This window comes from Blastocatellia bacterium (assembly GCA_016713405.1).
Classification (GTDB): domain Bacteria; phylum Acidobacteriota; class Blastocatellia; order Chloracidobacteriales; family JADJPF01; genus JADJPF01.
Window position 1 is genome coordinate 279,933 of record JADJPF010000001.1, and the last position, 23,809, is coordinate 303,741.

Below are 23,809 nucleotides of genomic sequence, written 5' to 3' on the forward strand. Positions count from 1 at the left end.
AACTAAAATTTTGAGGCAGTTTTTTCTAAACGGAAGATAATATTACGGATATTGTCAACTGCATATTTCAATTCTGTTAAAAAAACCATATCAATAGGCTTTTTAGTTTCCAGATCAGATGCAATTATTTGCATCAAAATAGGAGTTTCTTTAATTAAATGTAGGAGTTGTTCATAGAGTCCTTCTATTACAGCAGGATCTTCTATTCTAATAGCATTAAAAGTAGGATTTTCTTCGGTAAACTCATCATCAGAGTTTCTAATATTTTTTACTACTGTAAGTTCATTGCTAGTTAAAGAAAGGTAAGTGTTTACTGTACGATTTTGATTAAAGTAGGTTGTTTGGTTTGTAGTTTGTTCGGTTAAGTTATTTTCTGGATTTGCTACTAAGGGTTTAGTATTACGTCTTCTTTCAGGAGCAAAGGATTTTTCTAAAAACCTTTCCTTGGATTTGTCCCTTGGATCTATTTGATCAAAACGAGAGTTACCAGAAGTAAGATTAGTAAGTAAAAGTGCTGCTTCTAAGTCTTCATCACTAGCATTAAGAAAAACGGATTGAAATTCTTTTTCTGATACCATTTTGACTACACTTTGGAGTTCTTGGGCAAATGCCATCACTGAGGGAGGGCGATTTTCCGCTTTTTTTTCCATTGCTTTCATTACAACAGCATTAACAATATGAGGCACATTAGGATTTATTTCATAAGTAGGTCTAGCTTTTTCACGTGCTTGTTTTACTGCTACAATTGAAAGCGAACGATCATCAAATGGGAGTTGACCAGTTAATATTTCATAAAGCATTATTCCTAAAGCATAAACATCTGACCTTGCATCAACATCACGCCCATAGCATTGTTCTGGTGACATATAATGAGGTGTACCAATTAAGATACCTTCTTGAGTAAGTCGCATTGCACGTTTTTGTTGATCTTCAGTAACACTTGTCATACGAGCAATTCCAAAATCTAGAACTTTTACTACTTCCTCATTTCCTTTGCTATGGTCAAGAAAAATATTTTCTGGTTTTAAGTCTCGATGGACAATACCAACTTTATGAGCAACATTTACTGCTTCACAAATAGGTTGCATTAAGGCATTAGCTTCTTGAATAGTAAAAATAGGTTTTTGTTCTAGGCGGTCTCTTAAAGTTATTCCAACTAAATATTCCATTACTACATAAACTAAATTGTTTGGAGTAGTGCCAAAGTCCATAACAGCAATAGCATTAGGATGGCGTATTTGCATAGAAGCATAGGCTTCACGTCGAAAACGTTCTATTGCAACAGGATCATCAGTAAATTTATTATGTAAGATTTTTATAGCACAAGTCATATCTAATTTAACATGACGTGCTTGATAAACAGTGCCTGTTCCACCTTCTCCAACCTCGGTTTCAATTAAGTATTTATTATCGATAATTTGACCTAATACAGCTTCTTTTGGGTCATTTATCAATTTACGCCCATGAATTGGGCAGAAAACGGTTTTTTTATCATAGGATTTATTGCACTGTGTACAAAACATCTATTTGCCTCAGACATTAGTTTGTTTGGGCTATTATCAATCTATTAAGTTTAGCTTGCAAGCCTTTTACAGATTAACTAATTTTTATAAAAAAGAGAAAGCAAATTTTCTATTAATTTCGGTATTAAATCAGACAAAAATTTTCTCGTCTGCTACTATTAATTTTTGAGGAAAAAAGCTATGAAATTAATAGGTAAACTCTTTTTACTTTTTACTGTAATTACAGTAGTTGAAACATATCTACTGGTTTTATTAACACAATACACAAATATTTGGGCAACTATTGCAATGATTGTAGTACCTGGAATGCTAGGAGCATACTTAGCTAAAAGGGAAGGTCGTCAAGCAATTAGTAGAATCAAAGCTGCACTACGGCTTGAACAAGAACCGACTACAGCCGTTTTGGACGGGGCATTACTGTTAGTAGCAGCAGCATTTTTGATCACCCCTGGAGTATTAAGCGATTTAACAGGTTTATTATTAATGATTCCTACTGTACGTCGTCCAATTAGAGAATATATCAAAAATCGTGTTAAACAAATGATTGATAATCAAATTAATGGCGGAGCAATGAAATTTTTCTCGCTACCTTTTGGAATGAATGTAGATAATTTTTCTCGTCGTGATGAGAATGTAATTGATATTAAAGTTGAAAAGTAGTCTAAAAATAAAATCTTTTGAGGTAGAAATAATGGCACGAATTAATGGTGTTGATGATCAAGATAAAAATGAGCTAGCAGAAAGAATTTTAACAGATGTTTTTCAATCATTAGCAGAATATTCTTTTGTTCACACTCCAGAACAACTGCAACAACTAGTTTCTGATCCAGAAACAGATCCTATTTTTTTACAAGAAGTTAAAGATGATATTTTGGAGATTTTAGGCAAATGAGAAAATTTATTTTATCTTTATTGGTAATATTTTATTTAAGCGGTAATTTACTTGCACAAGAAAACCTTTCTGAAACGTCTAAAGAAGGTAGAAAACAGATAGGTAATTTAGTTTTAGAAAATATTCCAGAAATTTCCCAGCCAATCTTTGAACGCACGGCACAGTATCAAAATGTTAGAGCAGCAACTTTTATGGGCTGGCACCCTGTAAACAAAGGTGTTTTGATTTCTACAAGATTTGGTGATTCTGCTCAACTACATTATGTTGCTAGCCCAAATTCTTATCGTAAGCAATTAACTTTTTTTCGTGAACCCGTAGCTAATGCTTCTTATAGTCGAAGTAAAGAGCATAAAGGCTTTGTTTTTGCTATGGACAGAGGCGGAGGAGAATTTTTTCAATTTTACTGGTTTGATGAAGAAAGTGGACGACATACTTTATTAACAGATGGAAAGTCTCGTAATGAATCTTTTGTTTGGTCAAATAAAGGCGATAGGGCTGCATTTGTTAGCACTAAACGTAATAACCGAGATTTTGATATCTATTTGATGGAAGGAAAAGACTTAAAAACTGTTAAGTTGTTAAAAGAGGTTGTTGGACAATGGAATGTTCAAGATTGGTCAGCAGATGACAGTAAACTATTAATTAATAATTATATTTCTGCTAATGAAAGCTATTTGTTTGTCTTAGATGTTGCCACAGGTGAGCTAAAAGAAATCAACCCAACTCAAAAAACTAAAAAAATTTCTTACCAAGATGCGCAATTTTCTGCTGATGGTAAAGGCATTTATTATGCTTCGGATGAAGGAAGCGAATTTTTACAACTTACCTACTATGATTTAGCTACAAATAAAAAACAGATTCTTTTACCAAATTTGAATTGGAATATTGAAAATATTGCTGTGTCGGATAACGGACAATGGTTTGCATATGCTGTCAATGAAGGTGGAATTAGCAAACTTTACTTAACCAATACAGCAAATTTTTCTAATCCACAAAATGTAGCACTAGAAAAAGGTGTAATTGGGCGACTAGATTTTGATCCAACTAGTACACAGCTAGGTTTTAGTTTTAGTTCTGCTCAAACGCCAGGCGATGTCTATTCTTATGACTTAAGTAATAAAACTGTTACTCGTTGGACAACTAGCGAAGTAGGAGGATTAAATCCAGATAGTTTTGTTAATCCTGAATTGATTGAATATCCAAGTTTTGACAACATAGATGGAAAAGCTCGATTAATTCCTGCTTTTTATTACAAACCAAAAACGGATAAAAAATCTTTACCTGTAATTATTAATATTCATGGAGGCCCTGAAGGTCAATCTCGCCCATCATTTAATGCAACTATTAACTATTGGGTAAATGAATTGGGTGCAGCCGTGTTAGTTCCAAATGTTCGTGGTTCAAGTGGTTATGGAAAGACTTATTTAGAGCTAGATAATGGTTTTAAGCGGGAGGATTCTGTAAAGGATATAGGTAAATTATTGGACTGGATTGCAACACGTCCAGAACTTGACCCTAGCCGTGTTGCTGTAATTGGTGGTTCTTATGGCGGTTATATGTCTTTGGCTTGTATGACACATTTTAATGCACGCTTAAAATGCGCTGTTGATATTGTAGGAATAAGTAATTTTGTTACTTTTCTGGAAAGCACTCAAGAATATCGTCGTGACCTACGCCGTCCAGAATATGGAGATGAACGCGATCCTAAAATGAAAGAATTTTTGCTAAATATTTCTCCTACAAATAATGCTAGTAAAATTACTAAGCCACTTTTTGTTGTACAAGGAAAAAATGATCCTCGTGTACCACTAAGCGAAGCAGAACAAATGGTAAAAACAGTAAAAAATAATGGTGGTGTAGTCTGGTATTTGCTAGCAAATGATGAAGGTCATGGATTTCGCAAAAAAGTTAACCAAGAATTCTATCTAAGTGCATTAAGTGTATTTTTTGAAGAACACTTACTAAAATAGAAAGATTTTCAACTTAAAAATAATAAGGCCACTACCAAGTTATTACTTTTGATAGTGGCTTTTGCATTTGTGAGAGATTTAAGATCACACAACTGAAAATAGCCAAAAAACCATGAAAAAAACTAAGGTCGAAAAGTTGCTAAAAGAAAATCTGTTCCTGCGCGATGGCAATTAGAGCAAAGCCTAAGACCTTGACCATAAAAGGCACCATCGGCAGAACCGCTAAAAGTCTCAAAGAAAACCCAACCATTTCCATCATTACCGCTTTGTTCTTCTACTTTAATCATTACAGAATAACCACTTACCTGCGTTGTACTACCAAGGTAAAGCTCCTTAACCATTGAAGCCCCAATATCCCAAGTATTTTTACCTGCTCGTAAATTTTCTACTAAAATAGGATTGTAGAAAGTACGAACGTTACCACCATGTGGGCCAGTTGAAGGATGAACAGTAGGTTCAGCTAAAAATTGCTCTTTATATCGTCCAGCCTTTAACCAGGCTAGCATTTTTTTCTTCTTTATAGGTGGAATCATATTTTGACGAGCAGCTTTTGAGTTAAGGAGTTGTTCTAAATTTTCTAAATTAGCAATAAACTCGTCATTTTGAGCGTTAACTGTATTATTTGTATTAGTAAAAGTTATTGATAAGAAAAGGGTTAATAAGCAGGTAATAATAGCAATCTTATATTTTTTCATTTTTTTATTCCTAAAATTAAGTGTGTCTATTCTACTAATTTTCTTTGCAAAGTTTAAAGACACTAACAAAAACTTTTATTCCCCAAAGTAAAAATTTTCCTGCAAAATTCTGGAAAAATTTTGATAGAAAAAATTTTTTCCCATCGCCATATATTAGTGAAAGTAAAATACAAGTTAATTATACGAAAGGGAGTTACATTATGAAAGACTATCAACGTTTATTAAATAAATTTTATTCACTAACATTTTCACTTCAATTAAGAAGTATATTAATAAAAATAGTAGCATTTGCATTATTTATTGCTACTTTTTTAATCAATATGTCTTGGTTTGACCCTACAGAGACAAACTTTTTTTCTCGTGCAGTAGGTACAATTGCTTCAACTTTAGCTGTTCCTGCACTTTTTATGATTATTGCTAGCCCGCTAACTAGCATGACTATTGCTTCTTTATATCTTAAGACTCGGCAAGCTAAAAATAGCAGTTATGGACATACAGGCTCATCTGAAGAAGCAATACTTTCCGAGCGTATGAAGTTTACTCCTTTTCGTAAGGTTTTGACTGCTGGCGCACTAGCCCTTTCTATGTTAGCTAGTGGTTTCTCTTATGTTGCTATGGTTCCTCCAGCAGCAACAGCAACAATGGTTCGACCAGCTATTGAAAAAGTAGCAGATTCAGAAAATGCTTGGGGAGAATATAATTTAGCTATTCAAGATATGTTGGATTTTCCGCTTGCTGCTAGTAAAGTTCCTGATAAATCTGTACAAGAACTTCTAGGTAATTTAACTATTCAACAAATGAAAGAACCAGGTTTTTCTAATTTAGAAAAAGTGGCTTTAGGTGAAGAAGAATTTAATGAGGCACAACTTGCTTATTTAGATAAACATCAAGGTGCAATTAAGCATTTAATTGCTGGTGCAAAGCTTTCTAAAACTCAGTTTCATTCTGAAATACCTACTTTTGTTTCACCTGTTCCAAATCTTTTACAAATCAGAGGTTTAACACTTTTAGCGGCAGCAGAAACACGCCGCTTACTAGATCAAGGAAAAGCTCAAGAAGCTGTAGAGCTAGCTTTAGCTAATTATGAAATGGCAACTGATGTTGGAGCAGAAAGCAATAGCACTTTAATTTCTGCATTAATTGCTATTGTATGTCGTGGAGTTTCTGCAAAATCTTTATTTAATGTAATTTATTCTGGAAAAACAACAGCGGAAATGGATAAAGAAATTGCTAGACGAGTTGATGAACAAGATCGCCGTATGCCTAATGCTTATCAAAGTATGCTTTGGGAAACTCAAGCTATGAATGTTTCTATGGAAGAAATTTTAGTAAAAAATAATATTCTTAAATTTGCTGGTGACGAATCTTATTTATCTGGTTCTGGTGCTGAACAATTATTTAAGGTATTTCCAGGACTTCGTGTTAGAACCTTTAATAGCCTTTATGCTCTTAATCAAGAACATGTTAACAAAGTACGAAAAAGTGTAGAAAGTTGGGATTTTGCTTCTACAAGAGAAGTTTATAAAGATTTATTAAATGTAGGCTATACAGATATTTTAAGGTTGTCTCCTAGTGATATGGTTGCCCGTACTATGTTTTATGTTTCCTTACCAAATATTGCTGCCACAATGAGAAGCTTATATGTAGGTGGTTCATTTGGTGAAACGATTACAATCTTTGCTGCCGCTTCAGCTTATAAAAAAGAACATGGACAATTTCCTAACACTTTAGACTTAGCTTTGAAAAATACAGGTCTTACTCCTCAAATTGATGTAGCTACTGGTAAGGAAATTGGCTATCGTTTAGAAAATAGTACCCCTATAGTATGGTTTGCTGGAGTTGATGGTCAAGATAACAATGGGCAAGTAGCCTATCCAGCAGTTGAACGAGATCAAGCTATTGCAGGTAAGGATTTAGTCTATAGCTATGGCAAATTACCTCTTAGTAAGTAACTTACCTTTAGTCCAAAAACTTAAATTAATAGAGGGTGTGGAAACGGTTTCCACACCTTTTTGTTTTAATTAAAAATTTTCTGGAAAAATTTGGAAAAATTAGAAAAAATTTTGATAGGAAAACTTTTTTCCTATCGCCATGCATTAGTGAAAATAAAACATAAATTAAGGGAGTTTTAGATTATGAAAAACTATCAAGACTTAGTAAACAAATTTTACTCACTAACATTTTCACTACAACTAAGAAGCATATTTATAAAAATAGTAGCATTTGCATTATTTATTGCTACTTTTTTAATCAATATGGCTTGGTTCGGCTCTACAGGAACGAACTTTTTTTCTCGTGCAGTAGGCACAATTGTTTCTACTTTAATAGTTCCAGCACTTTTTATGATTATTGCTAGCCCATTAACTAGTATGGCAATAGCTTCTTTATACTTTAAGTCCCGACAAGCTAAAAATAGCAATTTTGGGCATACAGGCTCATCTGAAGAAGCTACACTTTCTGAGCGTATGCGCTTTACTCCTTTTCGCAAAGTTCTTACCGCAGGTGCTTTAGCTCTTTCTATCTTAGTTGGTAGTTTTTCATATATTGCTATGGTTCCTCCTTCAGCAATAGCCTTTAAGCCCAGCCGTTTGACTATTGAAAAAGTAGACGACTCAGAAAATGCATGGGTTGAGTATAATTTAGCTATTCAAGATATGTTAGATTTCCCAATGGTTGCTAGTAAAACAGCAGATAAATCTGTGCAAGAAATTATTGGGGATTTATCTATTAAACAAATGAGTAATCCCGGTTATGTTGGATTAGAAAAAGTAGCTTTAGAGGAAGAAAAATTTAATGAAAAACAACTGTCTTATTTAGACAAGCACCAAGCTACATTTAAACATTTAATAGCTGGTTCTAAGCTTTCTAAATCCCAGTTTACTAGTGAAATGCCTACTTTTACTACACGCGTTCCAAACCTTTTACAAATGAGAGGTTTATCTATTGTAGCTAGTGCGCAAGTACAACGTTTAATTTCTGAAGGTAAAACACAAGAAGCTGTAGAACTGGCACTAGCTAACTATGAGATGGCAACCGATGTTGGGGCCGAACCTAATGCTTCTTTAATTGCTAGTCTTATTTCTGTTGTCTGTCGTGGTATTGCTGCAAAATCTTTATTTACTATTATTTATTCACAAGCTACAGATGCCAAAATGGATATAGAAATTGCTCGTCAAATTTCAGCCCAAGACCGCCGTATGCCAAATGCTTTTCAAGCTTTATCTGTTGATTTACAAGCATCTCAAAATTCTTTTGAAGATATACTACTTAACAATAACCTTAGTAAATTTAATAATGATATATCTCCTGTTCCAGTTGCTGCTGAAAATTTAGCTAAATATTTTCCTGGCCTAAGAGTAAGAATTTATAATAGCTTGATAGACATAACTCAAAATTGCTTAAAACAATTACAACCAGGTTTAGAAAATTGGGATTTTCAAGCCTTAGAAGAATTTAACAAAGAAATGGAGTCTAAAGTATTTCAAAATGTATATGATCCAGCCACTTATATTGCTGCCAACTTGGTCTATATTTCTCTTCCTAGTGGAGCAGCAACAATGAAGAGCTTTTATAACAGTAACAACATGGGACAATCACTTACTGCATTTGCTGCAATTTCGGCTTATAAAAAGAACCAGAATCAATTTCCTGCTACTTTAGAAATGGCAATGTCTGAAGCAGGTCTTTCAACTCCAGTAGATCTTGCTACAGGTAAACAAATAGGTTATCGCCTAGAAAATGCTAATTCTATAATTTGGTTTGCTGGTGCTGATGGTCAAGATAATGGTGGACAAACTCCATATACTATTGAAGAACGTGTTTCTTCTATTGCAGGTAAGGACTTAATATTTAAGTATGGTGAAATTCCTTTCCACAAAAAAGGCCAATAATTGAAGCAAATATCAAAAACTCCTTTAATTTTCTTGAAAAAGCCTAGTGATTATAGCTAGGCTTTTTTGTTATGTTTTTAAATAATACAAATATTCTAAGAGGTTAAAAAAAGTGATTAAAATTAAAAAATTCAGCAAAAAATTAGATAGAAAATTCTTTTAATTGTCGCCACTTATTATGTAAGGAGGCGTTCTATGAACACTATTATTTCAATCTACAAAGCAAAACAGGATCTAAGCGAAAGTATGGTTACTATGAAAATAGACTTGGTGGAAAAAGTCAAAGAAATATTTGGACAAGCTTTAGAAACACCTAAAGAAAATAGAAGAGAATTTTTAGCTACAGCTTGTTATCAAAACCAGGAGCTATATAAAGAAGTTCTTTCTTTGCTTATTGCACATGAGGAAGCAGAATCATTTTTAGAAAAACCTGCGGCTAATTTTGCAGCTAAATTGGTTAAACACGAAAAGGAAAACCTAGCTAGCAATAGTAAAGAAGCTTTTTTGGAACAGCTTACAGGACGTGTTGTAGATGGAAAATACTTAATAGAAAAACTATTAGGCCAAGGTGGAACGGGAGCAGTTTATCAAGCTATACATTTAGGTACTAAACGACCTGTAGCCTTAAAAGTAATTGCTCCTCAATTTATGGCACATACTGAGTTTGTAGAACGCTTTAAGCGAGAAGCTGAAGCTGCTGGACGGCTTTCTCATCCTAATGTTGTTAATGTTACTGATTTTGGTATTGCTGCTTTTGGTGCAGCACAGGTTGCTTATTTAGTGATGGAATATTTAAAAGGCTTGACTCTAGGAGCTTTACTAAAGAAAAAAGGAAAGCTACCTGTAAGTTTTACTATTGATATCCTAGAGCAAATTTGTTCAGCCATTGAGGAAGCACATAGCCAAGGCATTATCCATCGTGACCTAAAACCAGATAACATTTGGCTAGAACCTGATGGTAGAGGTAGCTATCACGTTAAAGTGCTAGATTTTGGCCTTGCTAAACTTCATTCTTCACAACCTACAACAAATCTTTCTACTCCTCTAAGCAATCTGCTTCCTACAGTAGACCCAGATAAAATTTCTTTATCTTTTGATTATCAAAAGATTAAAACTAATAAACATCGAACGTCTGATAATGAAGGAGTAATGATTTTTACTGATGAAAAAGAAACTAAAATTATGGAGCCATCACAAACAGCAGGTAATTTAGATCCTCAATCCGTCCCAGAATGGCTAACTCGTGTTGGGATGGTTTTAGGAACACCTCTTTATATGTCTCCAGAACAATGTAGCGGCCAAGCCTTAGAAAAAAGCTCAGATATTTATAGCTTAGGTGTAATTGCCTATGAGATGCTAACAGGAGAAACACCTTTTACAGGTGATATGTATCAGTTAATTCAGCAACATACAGAAACTGCTCCAATCCCTTTACAAAAGAAAAGAAAAAATATTCCTTCTTCAATTGCTGATCTAGTAATGGCTGCTTTAGCTAAAAAGCCACAAGAGCGCATTATTAGTGCTAAAGCTTTTGCTACAGCACTTCGCGCTAACTCTGAAGGGGAAATCCCTTTAATACATCAAGCTTTTGGTATTTACTGGAAAGAATTTTTTCCAATAACAAGTGTTTCTATTGTAATAAACTTTATTTTTATCTTATTTAGTAGTTTACTTACAGCAAGTTTAGTTCAATTAAATTTTACTTTTCCACTTGAGGGTATTTTTCAATTAATTTGGTGGATTTTTCCTTTACTTGGTATTTTGTTAACAGGAGAAGTAAGCACAGGAGCATTTACTTTAGCTGTTAAACAATTTCAAGAAACAGGTACTATTTCTTCAACTAAAGTAATTTTAGGCTTGAATAAACACCTAGGACAAATACTTATTACTGCGTTGCAAAATTACTTAGCAGCAGTTTCGCAAATTTGGAAATTTATTTTTCCAGCTTTTCGATCTTTAGTTTATTCTTCATTTACTAGCCCAAGTTTAGTATTAGAAAATAAACAGCCTTATCAAGTAAGACAATCTTCTAAAGAATTAGTAACAAAACTTTATTCTCTAGCTTCTAGCTTAAAACTAAGATTTTTAATTACTAAGGTTATTAGCTTTTTTCTTTTTTTAGTTAGCGTTATGGTTTGCTATGTTACTTTGGGACAGTCAGAACAGTATTCTTTAACTATTTCTTTGATAGCAACAATATTATTGCCAGGACTATTTATGATTATAGTTAACCCATTAATTGATATGGCAATAGCATTGCTTTATTTCAAAGCTAGAGAAGCTAATGGTGAAATTGTTTATCAACAAAAAGGTTTAGAAGAAATAGAAATTTCTGAAAAATTAAGATTTTCCCGCCGTCGCAAAGTTTTAGTTGCAGTATCTTTAGTTTTATCAATTGTGTTTTCTAGTTTTTCTTATATTTTGATTATTCCTCCATTTGGCAAACCTTTTATCCCTGAACGTCCAGTTATTGAAAAATTATCAAATGAAGAAAATGCTTGGTTTGAATATGATTTAGCTCTACAAGATATGTTAGAGTTTCCTATTGGCTTTAGTTACACCAATAACAAACCTTCACAGGAATTTGTTGGAGAAATGATACGTCAACAAATAAAAAATCCTGGTTTTTCTAATTTAGAAAAAGTAGCTTTAAGAGAAGAGGATTTTAATGAGCAACAACTATCTTATTTAGATAGCCATAAAGAAGCTATAAAGCATTTACTTAAAGGTGCAAAACGTCCTAAAGCTCAATTTTATAATGAGTCACCAGCTACTATTAATTCTCAAACTCCTAACTTACTACAAATACGTGCTTTAACTATTTTAGCTGCCGCAGAAGTGCGCCGTTTACTAGATCAAGGAAAAACACAACAAGCCGTAGAACTAGCTCTAGCCAACTATAAAATGGTTACAGATATTGGAGCAGAAGCTAACACCACTTTAATTTCTAGCTTAATTTCTATTATATGTCGTGCAATTGCTGCAAAATCATTATTTGCTGTAATTTACTTTGGCACTACTACATCAGAAATGGACAAGGAAATTGCTAGATTTGTAGATGAACAAGATCGCCGTATGCCCAACGCTTATCAAGCTCTTGTTTGGGAAACTCAAGCTATGGATATTTCTATGGAAGAGGCATTAATAAAAAGCAATTATTCTTCTCTTAATGAAGAATGGCCATTTTTTGGTTCTTCTAGCAAAGTTCAATGGATAAGAGCCTTTCCTGGCCTATGTATTAGAACTTATAATAGTTTGCATATAGTTAATAAACAGTATTTGCAAAAAGTTAGCAGCGTTTTAGAAAATTGGGATTTTGCTTCTACACAAAAAATTTATCAGGAGTTGCTTAACAAAGAATTAGACGATATTTTAAGTTTATCTCCTAGTGATACTATTGCTCGTACTATGTTTTATATTTCTATACCAAATATGTTAGCCACAATGAAAAGTTTATATGTTGCTAATTCATTTGGTAATGGAGTTACAGTTTTTGCTGCTGCTTCAGCTTATAAAAAAGAGCATGGAAAATTTCCTGATACTTTGGATTTAGCCATTAATGGTTTAGGTCTTAACCCTCAAATTGATGTAGCTACTAACAAAAAAATAGGTTATCGCTTAGAAGATGATAAGCCTGTTATTTGGTTTGCTGGTGTTGATGGTCAAGATAATAATGGAAAAATAGCTTATGGTCTTGATCGAGATAAGCCCACTTTTGGCAAAGATTTAGTTTATAGATATGGAAAATATCCTCTTAACAATTAACCATTCTCTCATTCCTAATCCTACTTGTATTAGCCTAGTTAAAATTTTTAACTAGGCTATTTTATTTTAGGCTATTTATTTTATACTTTTTAACTCTCTGTAGAGTCTAGCTTTAGCCATGCTCCATTCCCGATTAGCTGTTGCAGGGGAAATTTCTAGCACTTCAGCCGTTTCTTCAATGGAAAGTCCGCCAAAAAAACGTAGCTCTACTATTTGACCTTGTATTGGGTCTACTACAGCAAGCTTAGTTAATGCGTCATCTAAAGCAATTAAATCTATATCAGGTGGAGCTTCTGATAAGCCTATAACAGTTTCTAAAGGAACTTTTTGGTCATTTCCACCACGTTTAAGACGGCTACGTCCTCTAGCATGATCAATTAAAATACGGCGCATTATTTGTGCAGCAGCACCAAAGAAATGAGAACGGTTTTTCCAGTCTACTTGAGATTGATCTATTAATCTAATATAAACCTCATGTACAAGTGCTGTAGCCTGTAATGTATGGTTAAGTCGTTCCATTTTCATATAATAATTAGCCAATTGATGTAGTTCGTCATAAACAATAGCCATTAGTTGTGCTAAGGCTTCTTTGTCTCCGCTACTGCAATTTAATAGTAATTGCGTTACGTTACTTGATGGATTCATTTTTAATCCTTTCTTAATTGGCTAAATCCTATATTATTTGCTAATTTTATAGTCACTGCTTTAATCTACCTAAATATTTCTATGACTATTTGTTGGCTGGGAATTAATATAGTTTATGAACTTTGATGCTTTATTACCAACAGGAACTATTTTGGCTAATCGTTATGAAATTTGCAATCCTTTGGGTGAAGGGGGAACAGGTATAGTTTATTTAGCAAAAGATAATAAACTTAATGACTTTAGAGCTATTAAGCAAATGGCTGCTGAATATGTAAGCATTGAAGAATATACAAAAGCTGTTAGCGATTTTCGTCGTGAAGCAGAACTACTTTCTAAAATAAAACATCCCTCTATCCCAAGATTTTATGATTATTTTGTTGCTGATGGTTATTATTATTTAGTAATGGAATATATTACGGGTATAACCTTACTAGACTTATTGGAACAAATTCAAAAACCTATTTCGGAAAAACGTGCTACTAAATGGGGAATTAAGCTTTGTGAAGTATTAAGCTATATTCATAATTATGAGCCACCGATAATTTACCGAGATATGAAACCAGCTAACATAATGTATAATAAAGAGTTAAACCAACTATACATTATTGATTTTGGTACAGCTAGATTTGTAGCTGCGCTGCAAATGGTAGACGTTACTGCGGTTGGGACATTGGGTTATGCTCCACCAGAACTTTTTCATGGAATTGTAAGACCCGAAACAGATATTTATTCTCTAGGTGCTACATTAATTCATTTATTAGTAGGTAGATGTCCAAATTTTAACCTTAATTATGGTTTTAACTTTGCTCAAAACCCAAGTCCCAGCCAACTTAACCTAAGCATTTCTCCGCAAATGGATGAAATTCTAGTAAAAGCAGTTTCTATGCGTCCTAGTGATCGCTATTCTTCAGCAGAAGAGCTAAAACAAGCATTAATTAATCATTTAGCTACTATTTTAAGCTAGAGGTTAATTACTTGCTTTTTGAGCAGACTTAAAACCTGAGCCACTGACCCCAGGTTGATCAAACTGCTCCATAAATTCTGGTAAAGCAGGCTCTTTCTGCATCTGCATTCCTTTAGTTATTGCCCAACGATGTAACCAAGAAACTCCAACCTTACCAGTATATTTATCAGATAAATTGTAGGATTTGTCTTTTAATGCTTCCTCTAAGGAAATAAATTGATAATTTCTACCCTTTAACATTTCTATTAGTTTGTCTAAATGTTCGGCATTTAATAAATTAGCGTGTAAAAGTAAAATTTGAGGTACTTCATACCCAACAACATCTAAGGAAAGCTTCTCATAAAATGCAAACATTTTTTCCATATAAGGAATATATTCTGCTGCTACACGATCAGCAGTTTTTTTATCATTTTGCTCTTTTGCTTTGCGATAAACATTAGCAAACAGCCATTCAGAGTTATCAATTGTTACAGGAGCAATAACATAGTTTTGATTTAAGAGAAATTTTTCAAAAGCTGTTTTAGTCTCTAAATCCGGGCCAGTATTTAGAAAAGGATGACGAAAATATTTTACTTTTCTGTTTTTAACCAAAGTATTAGTAATCTTCTCACCTTGTAAAACATTTTCTTGAAAATCTGTTAACGAGGTACGGTAAAAATAGGGATGCGAATAAGTATGATTTCCAAGCTCAAGGCCAGCATCTAACCATAACTGTAAAATAGCAGTACGTTCTTTTAACTCATCATTTTGATAAAGTTTACTTTCATTAACAAATCCAATAGCAGGAATTTTGTTTTTAGTAATTTGATTTATCAATTTGCTGGTCATTTCTTTTAGTGGTTTAATAGCTTCCTGTTGGCCTTGTCGAGGCAAATCATCAAAAGTAATAGCTACTTGTCTTTTGATAGGTTTTGTTGATGGAATTAAATTTGCTGTAACAGAGTTTACAAAAGTTATTGACAGTAAAAACAGAAAAATGATTAATAGCCTAAGCATCTAACACAATTTCCTTTTGTTTATTTTTTTGGAGTGATGCGAACTTAGACTTTTAATCTAATTGGCTAATTTAGATATAGGTGGGAAACCACAAATAGACCTGTTGGTAAGTACAATTTATGAAATCTGTATTGGTAATTGCACATGACTTTCCTCCTTTTGGAGGAGGTGGAGTGCTAAGAGTTCTTAAATTTACTAAATATTTACCAGAATTTGGCTGGAACCCAATAGTTCTATCTGTTGATCCTACGTATTATCCAGCAGGATTATTGGATTATTCCTTAATGTCGGAAATACCTGAACAAGTAAAAATCTATCGTACCAAAACAGCTATTAGTGCATATAAAATTAAAGAAACCAATAAGAAAGAAAATAAAAAATTTAACTGGCGAAATATTTTAGAAAATTTTATTCCAGATAGCTTTCGAGTTATTCAAGATCATGGTTTTTTTTGGCTTCCATATGCTTTGGCTAAAGCGCAATCAATTATTCAAAAAGAGAATATCCAACTAATTTTTACTACATCACCACCTCATAATGTCCATATTTTAGGTAGCATATTAAAAAAAAGATATGGTTTACCCTGGGTAGCTGATTTTCGAGATGGTTGGACAAGAAATGAAATGTATACAGCAAAATCCCAGTTAAGACAGCAAATTGATAAAGTATTTGAACGCTTTATTGTTAATCTTGCAGATCAAATAATATGCGTTACTCCAGAACTAGCAGAAGATTTTTATCAAGATTATCCTAAAGTTAAGAAAAAGACTTCTGTTATTTATAATGGCTTTGATCCAGCAGATTTTGAAAAATTAAATAAAGTAGAAAAAGATAAAAATACTTTTACACTATCCCATATTGGCTCTTTAGCTGCTAAACCTAATAGAAGCCCAGAAATAATTTTGCAAGCTGTAAGCTCAATAGCTAGTACCAATAAGGAATTTAAGGAAAATTTTAGGCTTGAGTTTGTTGGCCCAGTGCTTAATCTACCTTTAGAAGAAATGATTACAAAATATAGCTTAGAGTCTATTTGCTCAGTAGTTGGAGTAGTGCCACATCTTAGAGCTTTAGAACATATGCAAAAAGCAGATGCTCTTTTGTTATTAACCAACCACAAACAAAAATTTGGAGATAGTGCAATTTTAGCAGGCAAATTTGGAGAATATTTATTTACAGCTAACCCAATTTTAGCAGTTGTTTCAGAGGGAATAGCTAAAGATATTATTGAAAATTATGATTTAGGTTACGTAGTTTCCCCGGATGATTTAGAGAAGACAAAAGAATTTTTATATGAGCTTTTTTATAAATGGTAAAATAAATCTTTGCCAAATAATAAAGACAAAGGCTTAACAAGCTTATTTAATCGTAAATGCTCAACAGAAAAATTAGCAAATATATTTAACAATTTGTCTTAAAAAATAATAAAGGTACTAAAATTTTTAGTACCTTTATTAAAAACTCTAAAATTAATAATTAGTTGTAAGCTGGTAGGGCCAAAATTTGAACGCTTATCAAAAGTAACTTTTTTTAATTGAGATTTTTTCTGATGGTCGGTCTGTTCCTGGTTGAGTTGGAGAATTTGAAATTATCCCTACCACATTCATTCCTTCTATAACTCGGCCATAAACCGTATATTGTCCATTCCATTCAGGTTTAGCCGATTCACAAATAAAAAAAATTGACTTGTAGCACTATTGATATCATTTCCACGACGTGCAGCCGAAACAATGCCTCGCACATGCGGACGGGCATTAAATTCTGCTGGCACTGTACCCTGCCCTGGTTGGCCCATTCCCCAACCTTCTGGCGGGCCACTTTTGCTATTTGGATCTCCACCTTGAATAATTACACCAGGAATAATTCGATGAAATGCTACTCCATCATAAAAACCTTCTTTAGATAATTTTTTAAAATTTTCTACATGTTTAGGTGCTTCATTAGGGAAAAACTCAATTACTATTCTTCCTACATCTGTTTCTAAAATTGCTACTTCATCATCAACTTTATCTGAGGGTGTAGCATTAGGATTAGGTGAGGTGTTGTTAGTAGGGGTAGTTGTTTTAGTGTCATTTTCACAAGCAAGCGCAAAGATTGATAAAAAGAGGAAGAGTAAAAATAATAATGTTTTCGCTTCTACTTTAAGCATTAGATTTACACCTTTCTTCCAAAAGATTTTTAAGAATTTCATTAACCATTTGAGGGTTGGCCTTTCCTGCTGTAAGTTTCATTACTTGACCAACAAAAAAGCCTATTAAACTTTGTTTACCTTTGCAGTATTGTTCTAACTGCTTAGGGTTTTCATCTATAACTTTAGCGGCAATATTTTGAATTTCTGTTGTGTCTGTTATTTGTATTAGTCCTAATTCTTCAACTAAAACTTTAGGTGATTTGCCACTTTGAAACATTTTTTCAAATACTTCTTTAGCCATTTTGCCGCTAATTGTATTGTCTATAATTAAATTAACTAGCTCTCCTAAATCCGCAGGTTTAATAGGACAAGCGGTAATCTCTAAGTTAGCGTTTTTTAACTCTCCTAAAAGCTCACTTAGCACCCAATTAGCCGACATCTTAGCATTGCTAGAGTTTTTAACTACTTCCTCATAATAATCTGCCATTTGCCGAGATTGAGTTAAAATTATTGATTCTTCTAAGCTTAGCTTATACTCTTGCTGTAACCGTTCTCGGCGTGGTTCTGGCAGTTCTGGTAATTCTTTGGCAATTTCTGCTAAATATTGGCTAGAAACAACAATTGGAGCTAAATCTGGTTCAGGAAAATAACGATAGTCATGAGCTTCTTCCTTACTACGCATTACATAAGTTCGACCTTCTCGCTCATTCCAAAGTCTGGTTTCTTGGCTAATTCGGCCACCTTCTTTTAATACTTTAATTTGGCGGGCAATTTCATAATCTAGAGCTTTTTGTAGAAATCGGAAAGAATTTAAGTTTTTAATTTCTGTCTTAGTGCCAAGTTTTTCTTGTCCAACTGGTCGCACTGAGACATTAGCATCACATCTTAAACTTCCTTCTTCCATATTCCCATCACAAACACCTACATAAATTAAGGTTTTACGTAAGTATTGCACATAGTCATAAGCTTCCCAGCTACTACGAAAATCAGGCTCGCTTACAATTTCTGCTAATGGAACACCGCTACGATTTAGGTTTACATAAGATTTAGTGTCAGACTCTAACATCCCTTCATGCAATGATTTACCAGCATCTTCTTCTAGGTGTAAGCGAGTAATATTAAAACGTTTCTTTTTCCATTCAATAGGACGGCCCTGATCATCTCTTGGACTAGTAAGAATTTCTACCCAGCCATTTTTAGAAAATGGCTCATCATATTGGGAGATCTGATAACCTTTTGGTAAATCAGGGTAAAAGTAGTTTTTACGAGCAAAAATAGATTTATTATTTATTTGTAAGTTTAATGCTGTAGCTGCTTTGGCGGCCATTTCTAAAACTTTTTTGTTAAAAACTGGTAACGCGCCCGGCATTCCTAGACAAACTGGACAAGTATCAGCATTTGCTTCACTACCAAATTGAGCCGAACACCCACAAAAAATTTTAGTTTGTGTAAGTAGTTGAGCATGGATTTCTAATCCAATTACAGCTTCATAAACTTTATCCACTTTTGCGCCTCGTTTTAATATTTTTAATATATAGAATTGAAAATAGAAGGGGTTATTGTAACTAAGCCAGCAGAGAAAAAAAATTAATTTAACCGGAACAAGCAATTTCGGAAAAAAGGTTGCCTTAGCAAAGAAAAACGATTAAAAATCTTTTCGCTGTAAAAAGCTTAATGGGCCGTTAGCTCAGTTGGTAGAGCAGCAGACTCTTAATCTGCGGGTCGCTGGTTCGATCCCAGCACGGCTCATCAATTAAATTAATAACTTAAAGCCATCAATCTATGATGGCTTTTTTAGTTTTTACCTCAAAGCTTTTAGGGAAAATTAATAGCTTAAAAAGCAAAAAGGGAGATAACTTTATCTCCCTTAAAACCCACCATATTTTATTTATTGTGACACAGGTTTGACTATTGCTAGATTAATCAATTGTTTTGTCAGAATGTCTAGGATGTCTAAATTGTTTTCTCTCACCGCGCTTATTTTTGAATTGTTCTTTCATTTCTTCTAATTTTGCTTTTTGCTCTGGGGTAAATACCGCATTAATTTCATTGTGCATCTTAAATTTTTCACCCATTAATTTAGCTTTTAAGCCAGCCATTTCAGTTAATTTTTGTGTAGCAAGTGCTTCATTGTAAACATTACCTTCAAAGGCTTGACGTAATTCCTGTTTTTTTGTCCTAAGTTCTTGTACTAAAGGTTTAACACTTTCATAGTGATTTTGTTTGATTTGTTTGATTTGTGCTTTTTGATCATCGGTTAAACCAAGCTTTTCTGCCATAAAAGAGCGCATTCTATCGCCGCGTCTATGATGTCTGCCTTGAAATTCACCTTCTACATTTTCTATAGCTGAAAGATCTGCAAATAAATCGCCTTCGCTCTTAGTATGGGCTGATACTAATTGAACAAAAGAAAAAGAGCCGACTAGTAATATTACTAAAGCTAAGAATTTGTTGATACCAGAAATTGTCCTCATGTTAATTTACCTTCCTTTATATAAAATTGCGTTTTAACTAATTTGTTACTGGTAAGAAACTATCGAAATAAAAAAAGTTTGGCAATTTTCAAAAAACTTGCTAAAACTTTTAAGTTTCTTAAAATATAATAATAACTCTTAAGGTATTTTATTGATTAAACACTATTAAAATTTCTAATTAATATTTGATAACAAAACAGTTGACAAAGCTTTTCTTCATAGATAGTCTATTTTTTAGCAAAGTGATTTTGTAAGAAATTTAAGGCATAAAATTATTTTCCAGCAACTTCATAAACTTTATGTGGTGTAACTTTAACTATTTTAGGTTTTCTGGGAGGCATTAATGAAAAAACGTCTTTATTTAGTTTGTTTTGCTTTAATAGCAATAATTTTTACTTTCCAACTTGCTCCTACAGCTAATTCTGCTACTCAAGGTCTGAATAAAACATTAAACATTACTGGAACAGGATTTGACAAACAACGCTACTCAGGCACTTTACAAGTTGTTTCAAGAAAGCTTGTTTCTCCTTCGGCTGATATAGAAGGTGTAACACTAACATGGAATGTTGGAGGGACAATTTATAAGGGAATTGGTATTTCTACAGACCGCATTCTTACAGCAACTTGGGGTGGTTCTAGTTGTAGTTTGGTTGTTTATGCTGTAGAAGGCAATCAACTAAAAGGTCTTTGGACTGTAGCAGGACAAAGTAAATTAGGCACGGAACTTGCCAACCTTTCTTCAGGCTCAGGAATAGCAGGTAGTTATAGAGTAACAGGTACAAATCTAAATGGCTCACCTTATAAAGGTTCTTTAGATATTACTCAGCAAGGGCCGGTTTATCAGTTTTCTTGGAATACTGGTACAAAATATGAGGGAATTGGCATTAAAACACAAGACTTAATTTCTGTTGCTTATGGTGCAAATGGAAAAGATATATGTGGCGTTGTACAATATGAAATTACGGACACAGGCCTTAAAGGTGGTAAATGGGGTATGTATGGAGAAAATGCAATTGGTACAGAACAAGGTACTCTTAGATAGATTATTTGCTGAAAAAGTTTATAGAACAATTAAATATTAATAAAAAATACTAGCTACAAAGTTTTAGATATCAATAAAATTCTCTAGCTAGTATTTTTGCTTTAATTAAATTTTTAGCCAATTTTTTAGAAATTATGATATAACTTCAAGCTATTTTACTACTTTTGCTACAATAGTTTTTCACCCAAAAATTTAAGGAGCTTTCATTATTTATGAGCGCAACACGTCCGCTAACAATTCTTTGTCTAGCTAGTTATGAAAAGGGCGCAGAGTTTATGCGAGAATGCAAAAGGCAAGGTTGTCGTGTCTTTTTAGTTACTTCTCAAAGTATTGCTAATGCTGATTGGCCTAGGGAAAGTTTAGATGACGTTTTCCTAATTCCTGATCAGGATAAAAAATGGAATCGTAGCGATGTTATTTATGGAATTAGCTATCTAGCACGTAGCCAAAAAATTGATCGAATTGTAGCACTTGATGATTTTGATGTTGAAACTGCCGCTGCACTTCGTGAACATCTACGAGTTCCGGGTATGGGCGATACTACTGCACGCTATTTTAGAGATAAACTTGCTATGCGGGTTCAGGCTAAAGATTCAGGAATCAATGTTCCTGATTTTTGTCATGTGCTTAATTATGATGACTTAAGAGATTTTATGCAGCGAGTTCCTGCACCTTGGTTAATTAAGCCCCGTTTTGAAGCTTCTGCAACAGGAATTAAAAAAATCAATAACGAGTCAGAACTTTGGCCTGTTATTGATAAATTAGGCGATCAACAATCTTTTTATGTAATGGAAAGATATGTTCCAGGAGATATTTTTCACGTAGATTCAATAGTTTCTGAACGACAAATCGTTTTTGCTATGGCTAATCAATATGGTTATCCCCCAATGGATGTTGCACATCAAGGAGGAATTTTTACTTCTCGCACTATGGTTCGTGGCTCAGAGGATGAAGTAGCTATGCAATCTATGAACGCCCAAGTATTAAAGGCTATGGGGCTTGTTCGTGGTGTATCCCATACAGAATTTATTAAAGGTAGAGAAGATGGTAAGTTTTATTTCCTAGAAACTTCTGCGCGAGTTGGTGGAGCAAATATTGTTGAATTAAATGAAGCTGCTAGCGGGATTAATCTTTGGGCTGAATGGGCTAAAATTGAGATTTTACGAGGAGAAAAGCCTTATGAATTGCCCAAATTAAGAGATGATTATGCTGGGCTAATTGTTTCTCTTGCTCGTCAAGAATACCCTAGTATGGATGCTTATCAAGAAGAAGAAATTTATTGGCGTATGAAAAAACGTCATCACGTCGGCTTAGTAGTAAGATCACCTCGTCATGAGCGAGTGGAAGAATTAATAAATGGCTATGTCCAACGGTTTTATCAAGACTTTTTTGCTACTCAACCATTACCAGAAAAACCAGCAGATTAGACAAGTTTTTAAGTTATAAATGCAATGCTAAAGGCTGAAGAAATAATTGAGCTACTAAACTTAGAACCTCTAGTTGGAGAAGGTGGTTTTTTTCGTCGTACCTATTTTTCAAACATTAATTTTTCTCAAAATCTTTTGTCTCCTGAATATAATGGCACTCGGTCAATTGCGAGTGCCATTTATTATTTTCTTACCCCAGATACTTTTTCCGAAATGCACAAACTATTAAGTGATGAGATTTTCCATTTTTATTTGGGAGACAAGGTAGAAATGTTGCAATTACATCCTGATGGCAACGGGAAAATAATCACTATTGGTAATGACTTGGCCGCAGGAATTTACCCTCAAGTTTTAGTTCCTGCCCTGTCTTGGCAAGGTTTAAGGTTAGTTTCAGGCGGTAGTTATGCTTTACTTGGAACTACTATGTCACCTGCCTTTGATTATCAGGATTATACTAGCGGAAAACGAGATGATTTGATAAAACTCTATCCTCAATATAAAGAGCTAATTACCAGTCTTACAAATAAATAAATTATGAAACTAGCAATTTTATTACTAATTTTAATGCTACCAACAATTTTAATGGCTCAAAGCAAAGACCCTGTAAAATCTAAGCCTAAAGGCATTTTGCTAGAAGATTTAACTTGGGTAGAAGCTGAAAAATTGCTTAATGAAAAGTCAATAGTTGTTATTCCAGTAGGTGCAGCATCAAAAGAGCATGGGCCACACTTAAAACTAAAAAATGATTTAATAATTGCTGAATACTTAAAGAACCGTGTTTTAGCTGAGGCAAATGTAATTATTGCACCAACAGTAAATTATAATTTTTATCCTGCTTTTTTAGAATATCCTGGATCAACTTCGCTTAGGTTAGAAACCGCTAGAGATTTAATTGTAGATATTTGTCATAATTTTTCTGCTCATGGTGTTAGACGTTTTTATGTTATTAATACTGGAGTTTCTACACGTAAGCCATTAAAATTAGCATCTGATTTGCTTACAGCGGAAGGAATTTTATTTGAGTATACAGACATTATTAAAATTGCTGAGGCAGTAGAAAAACAGATAAAAAAACAGCCAGGTGGAACACATGCCGACGAAATTGAGACATCCATTATGCTTTATATTGCTCCTGAATCTGTAGACATGAGCAAGGCTGTAAAAGATTATCATCCTGATAAAGGCCCGCTTACACGAAATCCTAACAACCCACAAGGGACTTATTCAGCTACAGGAATTTGGGGAGATCCAACATTAGCTACTAAAGAAAAAGGTGAAAAAGTTGTAGAAGCAATTGTTAGCGGGATACTTCAAGATATAGCAGAGCTTTCTAACAAGCCTTTCCCAAAAATTCATGCTAACGAACAACCAACAGAAGAAAAAAAGGAAGAAAAATAA

General features: G+C 33.7%; 20 protein-coding genes and 1 tRNA gene. 13 read left to right on the forward strand and 8 right to left on the reverse strand.

What is annotated here, in order from left to right:
- Positions 1 to 2: 2 nt before the first annotated feature.
- Positions 3 to 1,523, reverse strand: a complete 1,521-nt coding sequence (locus IPK14_01180) for a serine/threonine protein kinase (GenBank protein MBK7992052.1) — start codon at positions 1,521 to 1,523, stop codon at positions 3 to 5.
- Between the two features lie 180 nt (positions 1,524 to 1,703).
- Between IPK14_01180 and IPK14_01185 the strand changes: the two genes are divergently transcribed.
- Genes IPK14_01185 through IPK14_01195 form a run of 3 tightly spaced genes read left to right on the forward strand, consistent with a single transcriptional unit; the run spans position 1,704 to position 4,385 of the window.
- A complete protein-coding gene (locus tag IPK14_01185; protein MBK7992053.1) occupies positions 1,704 to 2,183 on the forward strand; it encodes an FxsA family protein in 480 nt (159 codons plus the stop codon).
- A gap of 31 nt (positions 2,184 to 2,214) precedes the next feature.
- Entirely contained in the window at positions 2,215 to 2,415 is a 201-nt protein-coding gene (locus IPK14_01190) for a hypothetical protein (protein MBK7992054.1), read from the forward strand.
- The gene (locus IPK14_01195) at positions 2,412 to 4,385 is read left to right on the forward strand and encodes a S9 family peptidase (protein MBK7992055.1); all 1,974 of its coding nucleotides are present in this window, start codon (positions 2,412 to 2,414) and stop codon (positions 4,383 to 4,385) included. The genes IPK14_01190 and IPK14_01195 overlap by 4 nt, the downstream gene beginning before the upstream one ends.
- Positions 4,386 to 4,507: 122 nt before the next feature.
- On the opposite strand, the gene IPK14_01200 is transcribed toward IPK14_01195, so the two are convergent.
- Positions 4,508 to 5,080: a hypothetical protein gene (locus IPK14_01200; protein ID MBK7992056.1), complete on the reverse strand. Its 573-nt coding sequence runs from the start codon at positions 5,078 to 5,080 to the stop codon at positions 4,508 to 4,510.
- Between the two features lie 200 nt (positions 5,081 to 5,280).
- On the opposite strand from IPK14_01200, the gene IPK14_01205 reads away from it, so the two are divergent.
- The 3 genes from IPK14_01205 to IPK14_01215 all read left to right on the forward strand — a co-directional run bounded on the left by IPK14_01205 (position 5,281) and on the right by IPK14_01215 (position 12,735).
- Positions 5,281 to 7,032, forward strand: a complete 1,752-nt coding sequence (locus IPK14_01205; protein ID MBK7992057.1) for a hypothetical protein — start codon at positions 5,281 to 5,283, stop codon at positions 7,030 to 7,032.
- A gap of 183 nt (positions 7,033 to 7,215) precedes the next feature.
- Entirely contained in the window at positions 7,216 to 8,970 is a 1,755-nt protein-coding gene (locus tag IPK14_01210) for a hypothetical protein (protein MBK7992058.1), read from the forward strand.
- 195 nt (positions 8,971 to 9,165) lie between these two features.
- Positions 9,166 to 12,735, forward strand: coding sequence for a serine/threonine protein kinase (locus tag IPK14_01215; GenBank protein ID MBK7992059.1), 3,570 nt, complete (start codon positions 9,166 to 9,168; stop codon positions 12,733 to 12,735).
- 75 nt (positions 12,736 to 12,810) lie between these two features.
- Here IPK14_01215 and IPK14_01220 read toward each other — a convergent pair whose 3' ends face one another.
- Positions 12,811 to 13,380 (reverse strand): sigma-70 family RNA polymerase sigma factor, encoded by a 570-nt coding sequence (locus tag IPK14_01220; protein MBK7992060.1) that lies wholly within the window; start codon positions 13,378 to 13,380, stop codon positions 12,811 to 12,813.
- Between the two features lie 115 nt (positions 13,381 to 13,495).
- Here IPK14_01220 and IPK14_01225 point away from each other — a divergent pair, with 115 nt between their 5' ends.
- Positions 13,496 to 14,344 carry a serine/threonine protein kinase gene (locus IPK14_01225; protein ID MBK7992061.1) on the forward strand — a complete coding sequence of 283 codons (849 nt, stop codon included), beginning with the start codon at positions 13,496 to 13,498 and terminating at the stop codon, positions 14,342 to 14,344.
- Positions 14,345 to 14,347: 3 nt separating this feature from the next.
- Here the strand turns inward: IPK14_01225 and IPK14_01230 are convergent, their stop codons facing one another.
- The gene (locus tag IPK14_01230; protein ID MBK7992062.1) at positions 14,348 to 15,340 is read right to left on the reverse strand and encodes a polysaccharide deacetylase family protein; all 993 of its coding nucleotides are present in this window, start codon (positions 15,338 to 15,340) and stop codon (positions 14,348 to 14,350) included.
- Positions 15,341 to 15,459: 119 nt separating this feature from the next.
- Between IPK14_01230 and IPK14_01235 the strand changes: the two genes are divergently transcribed.
- Positions 15,460 to 16,653, forward strand: a complete 1,194-nt coding sequence (locus IPK14_01235; protein ID MBK7992063.1) for a glycosyltransferase — start codon at positions 15,460 to 15,462, stop codon at positions 16,651 to 16,653.
- Between the two features lie 198 nt (positions 16,654 to 16,851).
- Here the strand turns inward: IPK14_01235 and IPK14_01240 are convergent, their stop codons facing one another.
- Genes IPK14_01240 through gatB form a run of 3 tightly spaced genes read right to left on the reverse strand, consistent with a single transcriptional unit; the run spans position 16,852 to position 18,972 of the window.
- Positions 16,852 to 17,019: a peptidylprolyl isomerase gene (locus IPK14_01240; protein ID MBK7992064.1), complete on the reverse strand. Its 168-nt coding sequence runs from the start codon at positions 17,017 to 17,019 to the stop codon at positions 16,852 to 16,854.
- Positions 16,950 to 17,486: a peptidylprolyl isomerase gene (locus tag IPK14_01245; protein MBK7992065.1), complete on the reverse strand. Its 537-nt coding sequence runs from the start codon at positions 17,484 to 17,486 to the stop codon at positions 16,950 to 16,952. Before IPK14_01245 ends, IPK14_01240 begins: the two co-directional genes overlap by 70 nt.
- Entirely contained in the window at positions 17,479 to 18,972 is a 1,494-nt protein-coding gene (gatB, locus tag IPK14_01250; protein MBK7992066.1) for an Asp-tRNA(Asn)/Glu-tRNA(Gln) amidotransferase subunit GatB, read from the reverse strand. Before gatB ends, IPK14_01245 begins: the two co-directional genes overlap by 8 nt.
- Positions 18,973 to 19,144: 172 nt before the next feature.
- On the opposite strand from gatB, the gene IPK14_01255 reads away from it, so the two are divergent.
- Positions 19,145 to 19,217: transfer RNA gene (locus IPK14_01255), tRNA-Lys, on the forward strand.
- Between the two features lie 170 nt (positions 19,218 to 19,387).
- On the opposite strand, the gene IPK14_01260 is transcribed toward IPK14_01255, so the two are convergent.
- Positions 19,388 to 19,942, reverse strand: coding sequence for a Spy/CpxP family protein refolding chaperone (locus tag IPK14_01260; protein ID MBK7992067.1), 555 nt, complete (start codon positions 19,940 to 19,942; stop codon positions 19,388 to 19,390).
- A 343-nt stretch (positions 19,943 to 20,285) separates the two neighbouring features.
- On the opposite strand from IPK14_01260, the gene IPK14_01265 reads away from it, so the two are divergent.
- The 4 genes from IPK14_01265 (at position 20,286) to IPK14_01280 (ending at position 23,809) form a co-directional block, all read left to right on the forward strand.
- Positions 20,286 to 20,984, forward strand: a complete 699-nt coding sequence (locus IPK14_01265; GenBank protein ID MBK7992068.1) for a hypothetical protein — start codon at positions 20,286 to 20,288, stop codon at positions 20,982 to 20,984.
- A gap of 212 nt (positions 20,985 to 21,196) precedes the next feature.
- Complete coding sequence (locus IPK14_01270; protein ID MBK7992069.1) at positions 21,197 to 22,411, forward strand: ATP-grasp domain-containing protein; 1,215 nt, start codon at positions 21,197 to 21,199, stop codon at positions 22,409 to 22,411.
- 24 nt (positions 22,412 to 22,435) lie between these two features.
- Positions 22,436 to 22,942, forward strand: a complete 507-nt coding sequence (locus IPK14_01275; protein MBK7992070.1) for a cupin domain-containing protein — start codon at positions 22,436 to 22,438, stop codon at positions 22,940 to 22,942.
- A 3-nt stretch (positions 22,943 to 22,945) separates the two neighbouring features.
- Positions 22,946 to 23,809, forward strand: a complete 864-nt coding sequence (locus IPK14_01280; GenBank protein MBK7992071.1) for a creatininase family protein — start codon at positions 22,946 to 22,948, stop codon at positions 23,807 to 23,809.